This is a genomic window from Synechococcus sp. PROS-9-1, assembly GCF_014279775.1.
GTDB lineage: Bacteria > Cyanobacteriota > Cyanobacteriia > PCC-6307 > Cyanobiaceae > Synechococcus_C.
Map to the genome: position 1 here is coordinate 502,658 of NZ_CP047961.1, position 17,684 is coordinate 520,341.

The 17,684-nt window shown below is 56.2% G+C and carries 22 protein-coding genes and 1 tRNA gene; 8 read left to right on the forward strand and 15 right to left on the reverse strand.

Annotated features, from left to right (window positions below; all coding sequences use genetic code 11):
• Positions 1-135: 135 nt before the first annotated feature.
• From SynPROS91_RS02580 to psbB, 7 genes are all read right to left on the reverse strand, one after another.
• The gene (locus SynPROS91_RS02580; RefSeq protein WP_186518199.1) at positions 136-1,407 is read right to left on the reverse strand and encodes an FGGY-family carbohydrate kinase; all 1,272 of its coding nucleotides are present in this window, start codon (positions 1,405-1,407) and stop codon (positions 136-138) included.
• A gap of 43 nt (positions 1,408-1,450) precedes the next feature.
• Entirely contained in the window at positions 1,451-2,677 is a 1,227-nt protein-coding gene (gene metK / locus SynPROS91_RS02585) for a methionine adenosyltransferase (RefSeq protein WP_186518200.1), read from the reverse strand.
• Between the two features lie 37 nt (positions 2,678-2,714).
• A complete protein-coding gene (locus SynPROS91_RS02590) occupies positions 2,715-3,506 on the reverse strand; it encodes an HAD family hydrolase (protein WP_186518202.1) in 792 nt (263 codons plus the stop codon).
• Between the two features lie 13 nt (positions 3,507-3,519).
• Positions 3,520-4,620, reverse strand: coding sequence for a 30S ribosomal protein S1 (locus SynPROS91_RS02595; protein WP_186518204.1), 1,101 nt, complete (start codon positions 4,618-4,620; stop codon positions 3,520-3,522).
• A 101-nt stretch (positions 4,621-4,721) separates the two neighbouring features.
• Positions 4,722-5,198, reverse strand: coding sequence for a transcriptional regulator NrdR (gene nrdR, locus SynPROS91_RS02600; RefSeq protein ID WP_186518206.1), 477 nt, complete (start codon positions 5,196-5,198; stop codon positions 4,722-4,724).
• Between the two features lie 136 nt (positions 5,199-5,334).
• Positions 5,335-5,430, reverse strand: coding sequence for a photosystem II reaction center protein T (locus tag SynPROS91_RS02605; protein ID WP_006854916.1), 96 nt, complete (start codon positions 5,428-5,430; stop codon positions 5,335-5,337).
• A 21-nt stretch (positions 5,431-5,451) separates the two neighbouring features.
• A complete protein-coding gene (gene psbB / locus SynPROS91_RS02610; RefSeq protein WP_186518208.1) occupies positions 5,452-7,014 on the reverse strand; it encodes a photosystem II chlorophyll-binding protein CP47 in 1,563 nt (520 codons plus the stop codon).
• A 243-nt stretch (positions 7,015-7,257) separates the two neighbouring features.
• Here psbB and SynPROS91_RS02615 point away from each other — a divergent pair, with 243 nt between their 5' ends.
• Positions 7,258-7,725, forward strand: a complete 468-nt coding sequence (locus tag SynPROS91_RS02615; RefSeq protein ID WP_186518210.1) for a 2Fe-2S iron-sulfur cluster-binding protein — start codon at positions 7,258-7,260, stop codon at positions 7,723-7,725.
• A gap of 60 nt (positions 7,726-7,785) precedes the next feature.
• Positions 7,786-7,896, forward strand: a complete 111-nt coding sequence (psbM, locus tag SynPROS91_RS02620) for a photosystem II reaction center protein PsbM (RefSeq protein WP_006854919.1) — start codon at positions 7,786-7,788, stop codon at positions 7,894-7,896.
• A gap of 28 nt (positions 7,897-7,924) precedes the next feature.
• Here psbM and SynPROS91_RS02625 read toward each other — a convergent pair whose 3' ends face one another.
• The gene (locus SynPROS91_RS02625; RefSeq protein WP_186518212.1) at positions 7,925-8,773 is read right to left on the reverse strand and encodes a universal stress protein; all 849 of its coding nucleotides are present in this window, start codon (positions 8,771-8,773) and stop codon (positions 7,925-7,927) included.
• A gap of 52 nt (positions 8,774-8,825) precedes the next feature.
• Between SynPROS91_RS02625 and SynPROS91_RS02630 the strand changes: the two genes are divergently transcribed.
• From SynPROS91_RS02630 to SynPROS91_RS02650, 5 genes are read left to right on the forward strand one after another with little or no spacing between them, the layout of a single operon-like run.
• Positions 8,826-9,275 carry an acyl-CoA thioesterase gene (locus SynPROS91_RS02630; protein WP_186519343.1) on the forward strand — a complete coding sequence of 150 codons (450 nt, stop codon included), beginning with the start codon at positions 8,826-8,828 and terminating at the stop codon, positions 9,273-9,275.
• Between the two features lie 29 nt (positions 9,276-9,304).
• Entirely contained in the window at positions 9,305-10,411 is a 1,107-nt protein-coding gene (locus tag SynPROS91_RS02635; protein WP_186519345.1) for a DNA-processing protein DprA, read from the forward strand.
• Between the two features lie 9 nt (positions 10,412-10,420).
• Positions 10,421-11,341 carry a peptide chain release factor N(5)-glutamine methyltransferase gene (gene prmC / locus SynPROS91_RS02640; RefSeq protein WP_186518214.1) on the forward strand — a complete coding sequence of 307 codons (921 nt, stop codon included), beginning with the start codon at positions 10,421-10,423 and terminating at the stop codon, positions 11,339-11,341.
• Positions 11,338-11,955 (forward strand): Sua5/YciO/YrdC/YwlC family protein, encoded by a 618-nt coding sequence (locus SynPROS91_RS02645; protein WP_186518223.1) that lies wholly within the window; start codon positions 11,338-11,340, stop codon positions 11,953-11,955. The genes prmC and SynPROS91_RS02645 overlap by 4 nt, the downstream gene beginning before the upstream one ends.
• Positions 11,943-12,104: a hypothetical protein gene (locus SynPROS91_RS02650; RefSeq protein ID WP_186518233.1), complete on the forward strand. Its 162-nt coding sequence runs from the start codon at positions 11,943-11,945 to the stop codon at positions 12,102-12,104. The genes SynPROS91_RS02645 and SynPROS91_RS02650 overlap by 13 nt, the downstream gene beginning before the upstream one ends.
• 49 nt (positions 12,105-12,153) lie before the next feature.
• On the opposite strand, the gene SynPROS91_RS02655 is transcribed toward SynPROS91_RS02650, so the two are convergent.
• From SynPROS91_RS02655 to ctpZ, 7 genes are all read right to left on the reverse strand, one after another.
• Positions 12,154-12,225: transfer RNA gene (locus SynPROS91_RS02655), tRNA-Thr, on the reverse strand.
• Positions 12,216-12,485, reverse strand: a complete 270-nt coding sequence (locus SynPROS91_RS02660; protein ID WP_186518235.1) for a response regulator transcription factor — start codon at positions 12,483-12,485, stop codon at positions 12,216-12,218. Before SynPROS91_RS02660 ends, SynPROS91_RS02655 begins: the two co-directional genes overlap by 10 nt.
• Positions 12,486-12,491: 6 nt before the next feature.
• Positions 12,492-12,776 carry a cell division topological specificity factor MinE gene (gene minE, locus SynPROS91_RS02665; RefSeq protein WP_186518237.1) on the reverse strand — a complete coding sequence of 95 codons (285 nt, stop codon included), beginning with the start codon at positions 12,774-12,776 and terminating at the stop codon, positions 12,492-12,494.
• A gap of 4 nt (positions 12,777-12,780) precedes the next feature.
• Positions 12,781-13,596, reverse strand: coding sequence for a septum site-determining protein MinD (gene minD, locus SynPROS91_RS02670; RefSeq protein WP_186518239.1), 816 nt, complete (start codon positions 13,594-13,596; stop codon positions 12,781-12,783).
• A gap of 31 nt (positions 13,597-13,627) precedes the next feature.
• Entirely contained in the window at positions 13,628-14,338 is a 711-nt protein-coding gene (gene minC / locus SynPROS91_RS02675) for a septum site-determining protein MinC (RefSeq protein ID WP_255439885.1), read from the reverse strand.
• 27 nt (positions 14,339-14,365) lie between these two features.
• The gene (locus tag SynPROS91_RS02680) at positions 14,366-15,622 is read right to left on the reverse strand and encodes an HD domain-containing protein (RefSeq protein WP_186518243.1); all 1,257 of its coding nucleotides are present in this window, start codon (positions 15,620-15,622) and stop codon (positions 14,366-14,368) included.
• Positions 15,619-16,917 carry a carboxyl-terminal processing protease CtpZ gene (ctpZ, locus tag SynPROS91_RS02685; protein WP_186518251.1) on the reverse strand — a complete coding sequence of 433 codons (1,299 nt, stop codon included), beginning with the start codon at positions 16,915-16,917 and terminating at the stop codon, positions 15,619-15,621. The genes SynPROS91_RS02680 and ctpZ overlap by 4 nt, the downstream gene beginning before the upstream one ends.
• A 67-nt stretch (positions 16,918-16,984) precedes the next feature.
• Here ctpZ and petB point away from each other — a divergent pair, with 67 nt between their 5' ends.
• Positions 16,985-17,641 (forward strand): cytochrome b6, encoded by a 657-nt coding sequence (gene petB, locus SynPROS91_RS02690; RefSeq protein WP_006854932.1) that lies wholly within the window; start codon positions 16,985-16,987, stop codon positions 17,639-17,641.
• Positions 17,642-17,684 lie beyond the last annotated feature (43 nt).

A 17,684-nucleotide genomic window follows, 5' to 3' on the forward strand; every position in this document is an offset into this window, starting at 1 on the left:
GGCTCAGCTAAAGCGTTGCCAGAGCAGGATGGCGAGCCGAAACCCGCTGAATCCCACATATCCGGCAAGAACGATGAACAGGCCAAGGGCAAGGCCGTCACGAAGTCGGTTGGGCAAGGGCTCGGTGATGCTTGTTTAATTCTCGCCTAGATGAATCGTCTTGTCTGGAGCTTGTACAGCCTGTAGAGCTAGACGAGCTACTCCTGCGGCTGGAGGTGTATTGCAGCTGCGAATCGGAACACCGAGTTGGCGCTCGCGCAGTCGACGCCATTGAGGATTGCGCGCTCCACCTCCAAGGGTCACGATCTTTCTCGGAGGATCGGCTCCAAGGCTTGTGAGGCGTTGCCATCCTGCGTGTTCGATTTGCGTTAAACCCTCTAAAAGGCCGTGCAGATAGAGGGAATCGCTGACAGGACGGGGCGTGAGAATGGGTTCGAGATGGGGGTCATCCACAGGAAAGCGCTCTCCACATCTGGGAAGGGGCCGCAGCTGTAAGCCGCTGTTCTGCTCAGGATCGATCTGACGGCTCAGTTCAGCGAGGTTGATCTCAGGAAAGAGTTGTTTCAGTACCGCAGCACCAGCATTAGAGGCTCCTCCGCATAACCAACGACCTCCCACGCGATGGCTCGAGGTCCCTGGCCCTTGAGCCAGGGGCTGATCGGTGAATCGTTTAAGCACCAAGGTGCTTCCCAGCACTGTGATGCCCTCGTCGTCGTCCGCATCAGCCGTGAGAACGGCAGCGTTGGAATCTGTGGTCCCGGCGACCACCAACAGATCCTCTGGCAGGTCTAGATCCTTGGCGCGTTGGGGCGAAAGGGGGCCAAGCACTGAGCCACTGGCGCGAATCTCTGGAAGTGCATCCCACCAGGGTTGGCTGGAGAAGCTGTCTGGCCACGCTCTTTTGCTGAGGTCCCATCCCAGGCGAAGGTTGTTGCCCTCCTCCCCATAGCGCCAATTGTCAAGAAGCCACCCGCTGATCCAGTCGGCTTGATGGCGAAGCAGGAGAGGGGTTTTGTGTTGGTCGACTAGGCGCAGCGCCCTTGCAAGGCTGCCACTGGCGCTTGAAGCTGGTCCACCCTGTGGACTCAAAGCTTGGATCTGATCAACGTAATTTGGGCATGCGAACGAATAGGGCAGGGCGTCAGAAAGGGGTACCCCTTGTTGATCGCATGCCAGCAACGTTCCTGAGGTGCCATCCACGGCGATGGCTTTAAGGCGATGTCGGTAGTCGGGCTTGAGGCGCCCAATCAATGTGCAACATTGCTCGCGCCAGTCGAAGGGGTTGATCAGACCGATCTGGTACGACGCACTTTCGGTCTGGAGCAGGGCACAGCTGCTGTCGATGACAGCAATGCGGACACCGCTTGTGCCTAGGTCAATGCCGAGCACCAGCGGGTCTTGCATCATGAGTTTGGGCTCTAAAGCTCTTGCAGGCTTGGATTTGGCTGGCTTACGCCTGCTTCAGGGCTGCGGCTTTGTCGCTGACATCTTCCCAAGGCAAGTTCAGGTCTGGACGACCGAAGTGGCCATAGGCAGCCGTGTCGCGGTAAAAGCGTCCACCGTTGAGGGAAGGCATTTCCCGAAGCTTGAACTGTTCGATGATCGCGCCTGGGCGCAGGTCAAAGTGCTCTTGCACGAGGTCGGTGAGCTCTGCATTCGAGATCTTGCCTGAGCCAAACGACTCCACAAGGATCGAGACAGGTTTGGCCACTCCGATGGCATAGCTCAGTTGAACTTCCACACGGTTGGCAAGACCAGCGGCCACGAGTGCTTTTGCCACATATCGCGCGGCATAGGCAGCGGAGCGATCCACCTTGGTGGGGTCTTTGCCTGAGAAGGCACCACCACCGTGACGGGCATAGCCGCCGTAGGTGTCCACAATGATTTTCCGACCCGTGAGACCGGCATCACCCTGAGGACCACCGACCACGAACTTGCCTGTGGGGTTCACCAGATAACGGCACTTGGCGCGATCTGGTTTGAGAGGGAGATCTGCAGTGGCAGGCACCACAACGTGAGTCCAGAGGTCTTCACTGATGCGGTTGCGCACTTCTTGTTCATCGGTCAAACCAGTCACCTCGGCGGTGTGCTGGGTTGAAATCAGGATGGTGTCGATCTCAACCGGCTGGTCGTTCTCGTAGACGACACTCACCTGGGTCTTGCCGTCAGGGAGCAGGTAGTCGAGTGTTCCGTTGTGGCGGACTTCTGCCAGGCGCCTTGCAAGTCTGTGGGCAAGGCTGATCGGCAGAGGCATCAGCTCGGGAGTTTCATTGCAGGCATAGCCAAACATGATTCCCTGATCACCGGCGCCCACCTTGTCGAGGGGATCGCCTTCGTGATCATCGGCCTCATTGACACCCTGAGCAATGTCAGGTGATTGCTGGTCAAGGGCGACCAGCACGGCGCAACTGTTGGCATCAAAGCCACCAGCTCGTGCTCCGCTGTAGCCGATATCTCGAATCACATCGCGTACGAGATGGATGAAATCCACCTGGGCTTTGGAGGTGACTTCGCCTGTGATCATGCACAGACCGGTATTCACAACCGTTTCGCAGGCCACTCGGCTTGTGCTGTCTTGGGCTAAGAGAGCATCCAGGACGGCATCACTGACTTGATCGCAGATCTTGTCGGGATGTCCTTCCGTTACCGATTCGGAGGTGAAAACGTATCGACTCATAAGTAATTAGGGCGTGATGGGATTTTACGGGTTGCCCTTACTGAGCTTGTTCAACCCTTAGCTCTTGCCAGTGATGGATCAAATATTGATGGGATGTCAGCTCGGGGGTTCGATGCCATCCCGCTACATAGCCAAGCGCACAACCAATGCCTGCGCGGCGTGCCATCAGCAGATCGGAGTCGGCATCCCCGATCAGTGCGCATTGTGATGGATCCAAATGCAGCTGTTTGCACAAACCATGCACAGCCCCTGGGTCTGGTTTGCATGGGCTGTCATCAGCGCTCCAGATTCCTGTGATGCAGTTGCTCAAGCCATGGTCTTGAAGAAACTGTTCAATCCCTTGGCGGGTGTCATTGCTGATCACGGCACAGATCACCCCTGCGCTGTGCAGCTCGTTGAGCAATTCCTTTGAATGGGGCAAAGGGGTTCTGGCGCTGAGACTTACTTGCGTTGCGGTGTGCTTGTGGAGGCGGTCCACAGTGTCGAAGATCTCTTCTGCGAGCACGAGTGCTTGAGGCCAGCTGAGATCAAACAGACAGAAAAGAGTTGCGGTGCTCAACAGATTGTGTTGACGGGATGCAACGGCCAACGTTCCATCAGGAATCAAGCCGGAGTCGCACCGGCCCATCGCGCGCTTGAGCAAGCCCTGGAGTTCAGCTTGGACGTTGGTTGATGCGCCACGGGATGCAAAGACGCGAATGATTTCCTCAATCCTGGCGTCGGCCAGCTCGATGAGATGGGGTTCGCTATGGGAAAGGGTGCCGTCCTTGTCGAACAGCACCCCATGGATCAAGCCAAGTGAATGGCCTCTCAGAGATAAATGAGCCATGGGCTCATGCCGCTCAGACCATCATCGAGCTCAAGGGTTCTTCTCCCTCTTCCGCTTGCTCAAGAAGCATCTGCTTATAGCGAGCTGCCATTTCCTCTGCCTTGTCAAAGACCTTTTGAGGATCGGTGAGCATGTCACCGGGTTCTGGCTCCAGAGCCTTGGTAGACAGTGAGATCCGACCGCGTTCGGCATCGAGGTCGATAATCATCACCTTCATTTGATCATTCACGTTCAGCACGGAATGAGGTGTTTCGATGTGCTCGTGACTGATTTCGGAAATGTGAAGCAAACCGCTCACTCCACCGATGTCGATAAAGGCGCCGTAGGGCTTGATGCCACGAACGGTGCCGATCACCACTTCGCCGACTTCAAGACGATTCATCTTGCGCTCGACCAGGGCGCGGCGATGACTGAGAACCAGACGATTGCGCTCTTCGTCGACTTCAAGGAATTTGAGAGGCAAGAAGTCTGCAACCAGCTCTTCTTTCGGTTTGCGCGTACTGATGTGAGATCCAGGGATGAAGCCGCGAAGGCCTTCCACCCGAACGAGAGCACCACCACGGTTGGTGGCAAACACTTCTGAATAAATGGTGGCGTCTTCTTTTTGCAGCTGACGCACCCGTTCCCAGGCCCGCTGGTACTCGATACGGCGAACCGAGAGGGAGAGTTGGCCGTCTTCGTTTTCTTCACTCATGATGAAGAATTCCCGAATCTCACCGGGTAGCAACACGTCGCTCAGACCTTCCACCCTGTTGATGGAGACCTCTTGGAGGGGCATGAAAGCGGCGGTTTTGGCGCCGATATCGATCATCGCCCCCTTCGTTTCCAGCGCGAAGACTGTGCCGTTAACAATGTCGCCTGGCTTGAAGTTGTAGTCGTACTTGCTAAGCAGTGAGGCGAAATCATCAATGGTGAAGCCGGCCCCATCCAAATCCTTAGGGTTGGCACGACTGCTGGGATCGTCGGCAGTAGGAATGTCTTCCGGGATGCTGAGATCTTCGTCCGTTCCAAAATCGGCTTGGTCCGCTGTGGCTTCGACGGCTGTGCTCTCGTCGATGGCAGTGGTGGTCTCCACAGCAAGATCCTGAGCCGGATCGGTTGGGGTAACAGTCATGGATGGTTGGCGGTCTGCCCGAGGACAGTGCGATAAAAATTGATCCAGTGCCCGCCGACAAAGGATCAGTATTTTTTAATTTTACAGAACAGCCTTGCTTTTTAGACGAGTGCGGCGAGCTCAGCTTTGTCTGCGTTCATCCCTTCGAGCGTGGAGACGAAATCGCTGACGCTGCGAAAGTGTCGATACACCGAGGCAAAACGTACATAAGCAACCTCGCTGAGCCCCTTGAGATGCCCCAGCACCAACTCACCGATCTCTGAACTGGTGATCTCACGGCTATTGCTTTGCTGAAGACTGAGTTCGAGCTCGTCAACAATCGCTTCGAGTTTGCTGGGGGTTAGCTCCGTTTTTTCACAGGCGCGGCTCAGGCCGTGCAGAAGTTTGTTGCGATTGAAAATTTCACGATGACCATTGCGTTTGATCACGGTGATTGGAACCATTTCAACCCGCTCGTAAGTGGTGAATCTGAATTCACAATTCAGGCATTCACGGCGCCGGCGCACACTGCGTCCTCCCTCGGCTGCTCTCGATTCGAGAACCCGGCTATCCGTGTTTTGGCAAGAGGGGCACTGCACGCCCTAATCGATCCAATATGAATTCTTCACATTGTATAGAACATCTGGAACTTTGAAAAGTGTTTGTGAACTAAGGGATCTGAATTTGGGCAATAAAAAACCCCGCTTTTAGGCGGGGTTAGATCTGCTGGGCGGACTACTTACCGATCTTCGGTGGATCGCGAAATGCGATCGCGAAGAACAAGGTGGCAATCGCCAGGCCGAGAATGAGGATGTAAGCGAAGCTTTCCATCGAGAGTCTCCTAGAGAGCGATCAACTGAGGGGTGTGGATCCCGTGGGAGGAACATATCCCTCGGGTAGGCGACGTGTTGATTTGTCGCCGAGTTTTTGGAAGAGGCCGAATTCAACCTGTTCACCAAGATCTGGATCAATTCCTGCGAACACGTCGCGGTAGAGGGTGCGTGCACCGTGCCAGATGTGACCGAAGAAGAAGAGCAGAGCGAAGGTTGCGTGGCCGAAGGTGAACCAGCCGCGAGGTGAACTACGGAACGTTCCGTCCGAGTTGTAGGTTTCGCGATCGAAATCGAATCCTTCTCCGAGTTGGGCCTTACGGGCCAGGCGCTTCACATCAGCAGGATCAGTGAAGACCTTGCCATCGAGAGAACCGCCATAAACGGTTGCTGTAACGCCTCTCTGTTCAAAGGAGTACTTGGCTTCGGCACGACGGAAGGGAATGTCAGCGCGAACGATGCCGTCATTGTCTTCAAGAACAACGGGGAAGTTCTCGAAGAAGTTGGGAAGACGACGTACTTGAAGTTCACGACCTTCCTTGTCGGTGAAGACAGGGTGACCAATCCATCCAGTCGCGAGACCATCTCCATTCACCATCGGACCAACACGGAATAGGCCGCCTTTGGCGGGACTATTCCCTACGTAGTCATAGAAGGCGAGTTTTTCGGGGACGGCAGCGTAGGCCTCATCAATGGAGGCTCCTTCATCAAGAGCCGTCTGAACGCGGCGATTGATTTCTGTCTTGAAGTAGCTCTGATCCCACTGATAACGAGTGGGGCCAAAGAGCTCAACCGGGGTTGCAGCGGCGCCGTACCACATGGTTCCAGCGACAATGAATGCAGCGAAGAACACAGCTGCGATGGCGCTAGCCAAAACAGTCTCGATGTTTCCCATCCGCAAGGCCTTATAAAGACGCTCCGGTGGTCGAGTTGTGATGTGGAAAATGCCGGCAATGATGCCCACGATGCCTGCGGCAATGTGGTGAGCAACAATTCCTCCTGGATTGAAGGGGTTGAAGCCTTCCGGTCCCCACGACGGTTGAACCGCTTCTAGATGACCTGTTAATGCATACGGATCAGAGATCCACATGCCAGGTCCGAAGACACCTGTGAGGTGAAAGGCACCAAATCCAAAACAGCCCAATCCTGCAAGCAGGAGGTGGATGCCGAAAATTTTCGGGAGGTCAAGAGCTGGTTCGCCCGTACGGGGGTCTTGCCAAATTTCAAGATCCCAATACGTCCAGTGCCAAATCGCAGCGAGCATCAATAGGCCGCTGAAGACGATATGAGCTGCTGCGACGCCTTCGAAGCTCCAGAAGCCAGGATCGACTCCCGTTTCTCCTGTAATGCTCCAGCCTCCCCAGCTTCCGGTGACGCCCAGACGCGACATGAAGGGCATGACAAACATGCCCTGACGCCACATGGGGTTCAGGACTGGATCCGATGGATCAAAAATTGCGAGTTCGTAGAGGGCCATCGAGCCGGCCCAGCCGGCAACGAGGGCAGTGTGCATGAGGTGCACGGCCAAGAGTCGGCCTGGGTCGTTAATAACGACGGTGTGCACCCGATACCAGGGCAATCCCATGGGTCAGGTTCAGGTGGAACGGAGCTGCTGATGCAGACAGACCTAGCGATCGTAAGGGGTTCGCTCAATTGAGTGGGGCGTGTTGTCGCGAGCTGCAATGTCTTGTGTTGAGACCGCTTGAATTGTTTTCTGCACTGTCCTGTCAGTGCTTCCGTTCTTTGGCTGCCGCATTCAGGTCTGGCTGAGGGGGTTACAAAACGCAACCTTTGGGCGCAAAGTGGACCTTTACCGCTGGAGCACTCCATGCCAGTCATTCGTTTTCTGCGTGAGGGACGTGATGTGGAGTGTTATCCAGGAGAAAATCTGCGCGACGTCGCTCTGCGCGAAAACATCGAGCTCTATGGCTTGAAGGGGCAACTGGGGAATTGTGGTGGATGCGGTCAGTGCATCACCTGTTTTGTCGATGTTGTGGGATCCGACGCCGACGCTCCCTTAACGGCTCGAACCGTTGTTGAGGACAACAAGCTCAGGCGACGTCCTGAGTCCTGGAGATTGGCTTGTCAGGCTCTTGTGGAGCAATCCGTGATCGTGCTCACCCGCCCGCAAGTTCGCTTGGCTGAACTCGATAAGAAAAAGGCAGCGGCACGCGCTGAAGCGCTGCCAGCCGGGCCAACGTCATGGCCGGTTGACGAGAGCGCTGACGAGGCTGAAGAGGGGTCTGAACAGAAGACTGAAACCGATTCGCCTGCTACGCCCAGTGACGAGGGGTGAGCTGAAGCTCATCGTTGCTCCCGAACGATGATACGTTCGGCCTTGCATCATTAATCGCCCATGGAAACCAACGATCTCGGCTTCGTTGCCAGCCTCATGTTCGTCCTGGTTCCGACGGTGTTTCTGATCGTCTTGTTCATCCAGACCAACAGCCGAGAAGGGTCCTCCTGATCGACTGTTGGTTCAAAACTGGTCCGCTTCAATTGCGTTCTGGCTCACGGACCAGAAGAACCGGCGCAGGCGCGTGGACTCGGATGTAATCGCTGATCGAGCCGCCAAGGAGCTTGTCCAAATCCACGAGACCTCTTGCCACAAGGGGGCGCCTGTCCTGTGACGCGATCACAACGAGGTCGGCGCCAATCTCTTCGGCTGCTTCGCAAACCCCTCGGCCGATGTCCTGATTCGCCACATGCATGGGTTTGAGGTCAACGCCCATGCTCCGAGCACGTTGGACTGCGGCAGTCAGCAAACCATCGGCTTTGCTGTCGCCACCACGGGAGGCCGATAGGTCTTGCCTTGCGATGTGAACACCCGTGAGCTGTCCGCCGGGGATGTCGCGAACCATTTCGCAGGCAATCCGGAGTGCATCATCGCCAACCCCCGTTCCGTCAATGGTCACCATGAGGCGATTCACGTGGCGAACGTAGAGGTCGTCACGGACCAGCAACATCGGACGTGTTGACAGCTGAAACACGTATTGGCTGGTGCTGTTGGACAGGATGGACTGGAGTCGACCAAGGCCTCTGGATCCCATCACGATCAAGTCGGCATTGATTTCTTCAGCCACCTTGAGAACGGTTTGTTTGGCATCCCCCTGGCGGATGATCGAATTCACGTCACTCGGGTCAAGCCCTAATTGAGTCACCGCCTTGGACAGCAGGCTTCCTGCTGTTGTCCAATGATCTTCTGAGTTGACCTTGCCTTGCTCAGAAACCACGTGCAGCAGGTTGATACGAGCCGTTCTGAACCCTGGAAGGTCACGGAGCATCCGCACCATTTCTCCGACATGCCCTTTGCCGGAATCAGCAATCAGAAGATTCTTGAACACGATGAAGAGTTAGGTCTGCTTCAGCCTATGGCTGATGCTCCAGGCCGTGTTGATGGTGACTGAGAGCGTTACGCGTCTTCCTTGGCAATTGAACAAGCGTGTGCTGCCACAGCACACCGATCACGGCGGTGTGATGTGGCACGGCGCCTATGTCGGTTGGTTGGAAGAGGCTCGTGTGGAAGCACTCGCGGCGGTAGGGCTGCCCTACCAACTGATGGCTCTTGAAGGGTTGGAAATGCCAGTGGTGCGCTTGGAAATGTCTTACAAGCGAGCCCTCATGCATGGCGACCAGGTTGTGCTTCAAAGCCATGCGCTTGCGCCAGACGGTCCGCGCTGGCGCTGGCAGACGCACCTGTTAAGAGCCGATGGTGATTGCGCCTTCAAGGCGCATGTGGAGTTGGTTTTGGTCCGTCTCAACGGAGATAGGCGCCAGGTTTTGCGCCGCCCTCCAGCGTCTGTTGCAACAGCGCTTGAGCTGTTGACCCAAGGGCCGCCCCAATAATGTGCTAGTACATTTGTACTTGAGCTGAGCTGTTGGGAGAGCGTGGCTGGTGGTGGCTGTGGATCTCATGCCCAGGACTGGGTTTTGCCAGGATTCGGGCTCTGAGGGCTGTTGCTCAAGCCCATCAGGTGACCTTGGCTGATCTGTGGTCATGGCCCCTATTGCGTTTGCAAGCAGCCCTGCGCTGGCCCGACTCCTTGATGGCGCGTGTCGAGTCTTATCGGCTGCGCAAAGGGATGTCGCCCAGTCTTTTGGTTCCAGACAATGCTCTGTTTCCCCTGGATCAGGACTGGCCGATCTCATTCGATTTGTTGAAGCGTCCTCCACTTGCTGTGCACTGGTCTGGGCGCAAGCAGTGCTGGCCTGCCTTATCAGCTCAAAAGGCTGTCGCGGTGGTGGGAACGCGCCGACCATCGGATCATGGCTGTCGGATGGCCCGTGCGCTTGGTGAGTGCCTCGCGCGAGCTGGTTGGCCCGTAGTGAGTGGTCTTGCAGAAGGAATAGATGCCGCCTCTCACCATGGTTGTCTTGCAGCTGGTGGCCTTCCGGTTGGCGTGTTGGGCACGCCTTTGGACCGTGTGTATCCGCCTGAGCATGAGGCCCTGCAGGCCCAAGTTGAGTCTGCTGGCTTGTTGTTGAGCGAATGGCCTTGTGGTGCTCGGGTGCAGCGATCCAACTTTGCGTTGCGGAATCGCCTATTGGTGAGTGTGTCTTGTGCCCTGGTGGTGGTTGAGTGCCCTGAGACAAGCGGCTCACTGCTATCAGCCCAGATCGCGCGCACTCAGAATTGTCCTGTTTGGGTGGTTCCAGGGGATGCGCTGCGTTGGTCTTGTAAAGGCAGCAATGGTTTGTTGCAGGAGGGGGCAACACCTTTGCTATCACCTGAGTCGTTGCTTGATGTCCTTGGACCAGGACCGCTTGCGGCCGCGAGGACTGCGTCGATGCCATTGGAACGATCCCGGTCTTCATCCGAGCGGAATCCATCGCTATTGCGTTGCGTTGATCAAGGGCTCACCCTGGAGCAGCTATCTGCAGCACTGAGCTGCAGTCCAACTCAGGTGGCGCATGAGTTGTTGCAGCTTGAGCTTGAGGGTGTCATCGAGCCCAAGCCTGGTTTGCGTTGGCGCTCCGTTTAACCTGATCCGATGGGCGTTATCCGCTGCAAGGGAACAGATCTACTGGTGTGGAGGCGTGAGCTGATCCGACAGGGAGGACGTGCTGTGGATTTGGATTGGCTGCTTTCGATGGCCGCAGATTGTTCTTGGGGTGATCTTCAAAAACTACGAATTTGCCCAGACGTAGAGATCGAGCTGAGTTCCTCGTTGCACCAGCTCACGGATCTTTGGACCCAGCATTGCGATCAGCACATTCCCCTTCAGCACTTGGTTGGGCTTTGTCCATGGCGAGATCTTGAGCTGGAGGTGTCGGCCGACGCCTTGATCCCCCGTCAAGAAACCGAGCTGCTCATCGACTTCGCTTTGCAGTGTTTGCAAGAGGATGCACCCGAGGTGGAAGGGATCTGGGCCGACTTGGGAACGGGCTCTGGAGCTTTGGCCGTGGCGCTTGCCCGTGTTCTCCCTCACTGGCAGGGCCATGCCGTGGACTCCAGTAGAAACGCGCTTGCTCTTGCTGAACGCAATCTGATCGCCCTCGCTGGAGACAGTAGTTGTCAACTCCATCTCGGCAGTTGGTGGGAACCTCTCAAACCATGGTGGGGGCAGTTGGACCTTGTGCTGAGTAACCCGCCTTACATCCCAACGGCTGTGATGGATGAGCTCGAGCCCGTCGTTAAAGACCATGAGCCTCATCTGGCTCTGTGTGGTGGTGGTGATGGACTCGACTGTTGCAGGCAGATCATCCGAGATGCTTGCAGAGCACTAGCGCCAGGCGGCTGGATCCTCTTGGAGCACCACCATGACCAGAGTGCGATGGTGCTGGAGTTGCTCACTGATGCAGGACTCGAACGGCCAGAAGCCCGTTATGACCTTCAGGGCATTCCCCGCTTTGCTCTTGCTCAGCGAGCGTGCCAATCCATAGCCCCCGATCAGCAGACGGAGGAGCGATGACGACCAATCCGCTCAATCTGTTGGATCGCGATGGCATCGAAGCGCATTTGCGTGCTGGGGGCGCCGCCCTACTCCCAACAGACACCCTTCCGGCATTGGCTGCGCTGCCAGAGCAGGCGGCTCAACTTTGGCGCTTGAAAAAACGGCCCCAGGACAAGCCGTTAATTCTGATGGGTGCAGACCTTGATGGGTTGTTATGCCATATCTCCCCAGCTGCTCGAGCTGATGCCAGCGCCCTGGCGCAACTGCACTGGCCAGGGGCCCTCACCCTGGTTTTACCAGCCTTTGGCCCTTGTGCAGAGGCCCTCAACCCTGGAGTGGCAACCCTTGGTTTGCGCATCCCAGCTTGCAAGCCCATGTTGGATCTTCTGCGTTGCAGCGGTCCGCTTGCCACGACTAGTGCCAATGCCTCGGGAGAACCCGCCAGTCGAACCGAAATGGAGGCGGCAGGTGCATTTCCGGACTTGCCTTTGCTTGCACCCCTCCCTTGGCCTGCTCCGTCCTGTCAAGCGAGCTCGGTGATTGCTTGGCGAGGACTTGAAGGCTGGCATTGGCTTCGCAGAGGCGCTGTGATGCCAGCAGGTGTGGTGAGCCTTCCCGAATGCTCTGGTTGATTGCTTCGTTGATTTTGCTTCAAACCGTCATGCACTGGCTGTTTGAACCGGTGGTCCAACTGCTCACGCCATGGGCTGGTTTGGATGTGCTCCCGTGGCTGTTTGCCATCGTTGGGATCTGGATCTTTACAGGTCGTTCAGGCCGCTGATCCCACCCTGGAGCTGGAGAGCTGATCGTGCCTTATGGATCTTGACTGAAGCCGGCTAACGGATTTGAACCGATGACCTTCGCTTTACAAAAGCGCTGCTCTACCACTGAGCTAAGCCGGCATTGAAGGGACTTTAACGCTGCACGTTCTCGTGGACTCTGAATGGGTGCGGAGCCACCACATTGAAAGTTCAAGTCTCGAGCGGCAACCACTTTTATCGAGAGCGTTGCTGATGTGACTTTCAACCGTGCGGATGCTTACCACCAGCCTGGAAGCAATGGCTCGATTACTAAGCCCCTCCAGGAGGAGTTTGACCACGGTGGTTTCTGCGGGAGTGAAGCCTTGCTCAGCCATGAGGTCTGGAAATGCTTCCAGAACCATTCCCCCTTAGTCAGATTTGGGACTGGTTGATGCAACCGGTCGACGAAACGGCAAGTTGGCAACAAGGGCCGTCACACGATCCTCGGTTTCCAGGCTCACATCACCTTCCTCCAGGTCGATGTCAACGTACTTAGCCACCACTTCAAAAATTTCACGACGCATTTGGTCGAGAAGCTCAGGGCTTAGGTCACTGCGGTCATGGGCCAGAACGAGTTGAAGCCTGTCTCTGGCGGTACTGGCGCTCGCTGGTTGGCGCCCAAGCAATTTGTCGACGAGGTCACGGAGAGTCATCAGCTCAGAAGATCTTCGTTTGCATCAAGCGGCGCACTGTGGCCCGCAGGCCCGAACGCTCCTTGGAGGGATCCACCAATGGAATCTCCTCGCCTTGCAGGCGTCCAGCAATATTGCTGTAGGCCTTGGCTGCTGGTGATTTTGTTCCATTCAGGGTGAGGGGTTCGCCCCGATTGGTGCTCACGATCACCTGCTCATCTTCCAGGACTAATCCGAGCAAGGGGAGGGCCAGGATGTCTGTGACGTCATCCACAGCCAGCATCTCTTGATTGGCCATCATTTTGGGCCTGACCCGATTGAGAACGAGCTGGACTGGGGTCACTCCGTGGGTGTTGAGCAATCCGATCACGCGATCCGCATCACGCACAGCCGACACTTCAGGAGTGGTGATCACGATGGCTTCACGCGCTGCGGCGACGGCGTTTTTGAAGCCGTCTTCAATGCCCGCAGGGCAGTCGATCAACACGTAATCGAATCTTTTTTCAAGCATGGAGGCAATGGCCTGCATGTCTTCTGGTTTGAGCCACTCGAGCATCCGCGGGTTGCCAGCCGGCAGCAGCGCCAAATTGGGCACTTGTTTGTGCTTCACAAGGGCTTGATCCAAGCGGCAGGTCTCCGCCAAAACCTCTTGGGCTGTATAGACAATCCGATTTTCGAGTCCAAGCAACAGATCGAGGTTGCGCAAACCGAAGTCGGCATCCAGAACAACGGTGCTAGACCCGCGCTGGGCAAGGGCAATCCCCAAGTTGGCCGTCAGGGTGGTCTTACCGACCCCCCCCTTGCCTGAGCAGATCAAGATCGTTCGCGAATTTGACGTCACGTTGTCGCGGTTGATCTGGCCAGGTTAGGGGCTAGTGCTCTTGATTGTTCAAATCGGCAGAAAGCTCTTGCATTGGCAAGTCATAACGGGGATCAGCGGGCTCGATCGAAATCACTCCATCCACAATCCGTGCTTCCTCCGCAAGTCCAGGTTGGGGCTTCTCCTCTGGTCCCCTGGCCACTAAATCCGCAATTCGTAGCTGAAGGGGACGGAGCTGTAATGCCGTGATGCGCGCATTCTGATCCCCTTTAACCCCTGCATGAGCAAAGCCACGGAGCCGCCCCCAGATCAGGACGTTCCCTCCTGCACTGATTTGCGCGCCTGGATTGACATCGCCAATGAGCAAAACGTGGTGGCGTGCTTTGAGATGGTCTCCCGATCGCAGGGTTGCTCGATGAATCAATAAGGCAGGGGCCTGCTGTTCTTCAGGGCCATTAGGAAGCGAATCAGCATGCTGCGGCGTTGTGAGCTGAGCTGGTATGCCGAGGGCGTTGGCGCTGACCACGGTGAGGGGATTGCAGCTTTTGATCGATAGCAATCGACATCTGCGTACCTCCAGTTGAACTTGAAAGGCAGAGAGCACCCGACCATTCAGCAACCACTCCCCGCTATCCAATTCGAGATCCTTGCCCTCAAGGCCATTGAGTTGGTCCTCCAGGGTGTCTTGCCAAGGGATGTGCCGATTGGTGGGCAAAACCAGGCGATGGCATGCAGCTTGAAGGGTCCCTTGGGTCAAAGCCACCGACGTGATCAAGAGTGGAGGCTGACCTTAAATCTGCGCCAGGTATTGGCCCACCTTTCTTTTCAGTTCCTGACTGATCTGCTTTGGATAGATCAGCCAGCTGGTGCTGGCAGGCTTGCTCAAGCTTTGAACGAGTGCTGAGCTTTGCTCGAGTGCTTGAAGTTGCTGACCATTCCAGAGCCTCAGCCCGCCGCGATAGGGGTGATATCCATGCAGTTGTTGGTGGCATAGACCGCAACACAAACTCGGATCCAATCCCTTCGCTTCCGCCAATCCCCTTGCGTGGGCCAAGCATTCGAGCTGCTTCTCCTTCGAGAGACTGTCCACATCTAGTGCTTTGAGGAGTCGTCGGTTGAGAAACCGATCACAGAGATCAGCGAGCGGGCGAGGAGCTTCCTCTCGCCAGCGCAACAGGTGATAGCCAGTTCGTAGGTCATCGTTAGCCAAATAGGCCTCGAGATCGAGCTCATGGGGGGACCAAAGCCAGCAGCGCATCGTTGAATCTGTCCAAACTTGATCGGGGCCTAGTTCACGGGCCAGGCGGATCATTTGTTCCAGCAGCCAATTGCAAACCACATTGAGGCGGTGGTTGTAAACACTGCGGTACATCAGGTTTCGCACCACGAGGTAGTGCTCTACAGCCATTAGGCCCTTGGGATGGATGGCGAGTTCCCCATCTGGCGCCAGGGTGAGTGCGGCCAGGATTCTCTCTAAATCCAGTTGGCCATAGCTCGTCCCTGTGCTGTAGCTATCTCGCAGCAAGTAATCGAGTCTGTCGCAGTCGAGTTGGCTGCTAACGAGGTCTTTAATCACCCTCCGTTCTGTGGTGCCGTGCTCTAGAAGGGCAGCCACAGCGTCAGAGCTTCCTGGTTGAAATCGTTCGAGTGGCTCCCGGATCGCGGGGTGCTCTCGAACGATGCGTGCCGACCACCGTTCATGGTGGGTGCCAAACATTTCCTCGCCGGTGTGGCTCAGGGGCGCATGACCCAAGTCATGGAGCAGGGCTGCCGCATAGAGAACGCCTCGATGAAGTTCCAGTGATGGATCCATGGCCAACAGGCGCTGAAAGGCCTGTCGCGCGATGTGGAACACGCCAAGAGAGTGGGTGAACCGGCTCGATTCAGCACCGTGGAAGGTTAAAAACGCAGGTCCGAGCTGACGAATGCGCCGAAGTCTTTGGAAGGGGGCTGCGTCAACGAGTTCGAGCACCAGCGCTTCAGCAGGGTCGTCTGTATTGAGTGCGATGCCGCCATGGAGAGGGTCGTGATAAGTGCGGCTACTCATGCTGTTGCTGCCATCTCCTCTGGATTGATGGCATCGGCTGTTGGAGGAGATTCGGCGGTCTGGCGATCGATGATGGCCTCCAGCACCCGTTCTGCATCCGTTAACCAGCGGTCTCCTTCGCCCCCGGGGTTCAGTGGTTCGGGCTGATCCAGCAAGCGATCTGGTGTAATTCCTTGCCCCTGAATATCACGTCCGCTTGGGGTGACATAGCCGGCCACGGTAACCGCCAAACCACTGCCATCACTCAGGTTGGTCAGGGTCTGGATCAGCCCTTTGCCGAAGGTTTCGCTGCCGAGCAGCAGCGAACGATCATTGTCCTGAAGGGCCCCCGCAAGGATCTCGCTTGCACTGGCGGTGCCGGCGTTGACGAGGGTCACCATCGGACCGTCGTACAGCGTGATTGGGTTCGATTGAATGGGATCAGCAATCCCGTCTCGATTGCGTGTTTCCACGATGGGCTCTTGGTCCAGGAAGGCGTCAGCAACGGCGAGTCCGCCGCTGACGAGACCCCCAGAGTTGTTCCGAAGATCAAGAACCACCCCTTCCACTCCCTTATCTGTGAGTTCTTGCAAGGCTTCTTGCACTTGCTTCGGCACGCCTTCGCTGAACTGCGTGATGCGTAAGTGGCCAAGAGTATGGGTGTCACTACGAAGACGCCGAGTGCGAACAGGGCGCAGGTCAACATTGCGTCGTTCCAATGTGAGCTCTTCTGTCTCTCCATTCGGGGGTTGCACGGTCAGCAAAACCTGCGTTCCTACATCGCCTCGCAAGCGAGCTGCTGTGGTCTCGAGTCCCAGAAGAGCTGTGGATTCTCCGTTCACCGCCAGCAGGGCGGCGCCGCTGACCACGCCAGCGTCAGCTGCGGGTGACCCATCGAGTGCAGCGATCACAACGACTGAGTCTTCATCGTTGTGATGGCCGAGTTGAAGTCCTACGCCACTCAGGCTTCCGGAGTTGCTGGACTTCATGACGGAGTAATCGTCAGGTCTCAACAAGCGTGTGTAGGGATCATCGAGGGGCTCAAGCATGGTTTCAATGGCGCTGTAGGCCTGCTCGCTGGTTTCGATCGTCTGCTCGAGAGCCTTCTGCCGCAGACGCTTCCAGTGAATACGGTCGAAACTCGAGGGGTCGACATAGCTCTGATTCACCAGCCGCCAGGTTTCAACCACCAACTGCTGGGCATCGTTGAGAGCCAGAGCAGGCGCTGGGATTAAGAGGCTGCAAAGAAAAAGGCAGGCCAAGCCGGATGCCAGCTGCCGCAGGCCTTTTTTCATGTAATTAACAATCGGCAACATCAGCTTCATTCTGTCGCGTCGGCTGGAGCGTCATCGGTAGACTCTCGAAATCCAAACCGACCTTTGCATGGCGAACTCCTCACCTGTCTACGACTGGTTCCAGGAACGTCTTGAAATCCAGGACATCGCTGATGACTTCAGCACCAAGTACGTTCCGCCCCACGTCAATATTTTTTATTGCCTGGGCGGCATCACACTTGTTTGTTTCCTGATTCAGTTCGCGACCGGGTTCGCGATGACTTTCTATTACAAGCCCACTGTTGCTGAGGCTTACAGCTCAGTTCAGTACCTGATGACAGATGTGAGCTTCGGGTGGCTCATTCGCTCAGTTCACAGATGGAGCGCCTCGATGATGGTGCTCATGCTGATTCTCCACGTCTTCCGGGTGTATCTCACAGGTGGCTTTAAGCGTCCCCGTGAGCTCACTTGGGTCACCGGCGTGACGATGGCTGTGATCACTGTTTCTTTTGGTGTTACCGGCTACTCGCTCCCTTGGGATCAAGTTGGTTATTGGGCAGTCAAAATTGTTTCTGGAGTGCCTGCCGCCATTCCAGTTGTTGGTGACTTCATGGTTGAGCTGTTGCGTGGTGGCGAAAGCGTTGGTCAATCCACACTCACTCGCTTCTACAGCCTTCACACGTTTGTGATGCCTTGGTTGCTTGCTGTGTTCATGCTCATGCACTTCTTGATGATCCGTAAGCAGGGCATTTCTGGTCCTTTGTGATCCATTTCAGTTGCTTTACGCACTGATTCAAGTTTCGAACTTT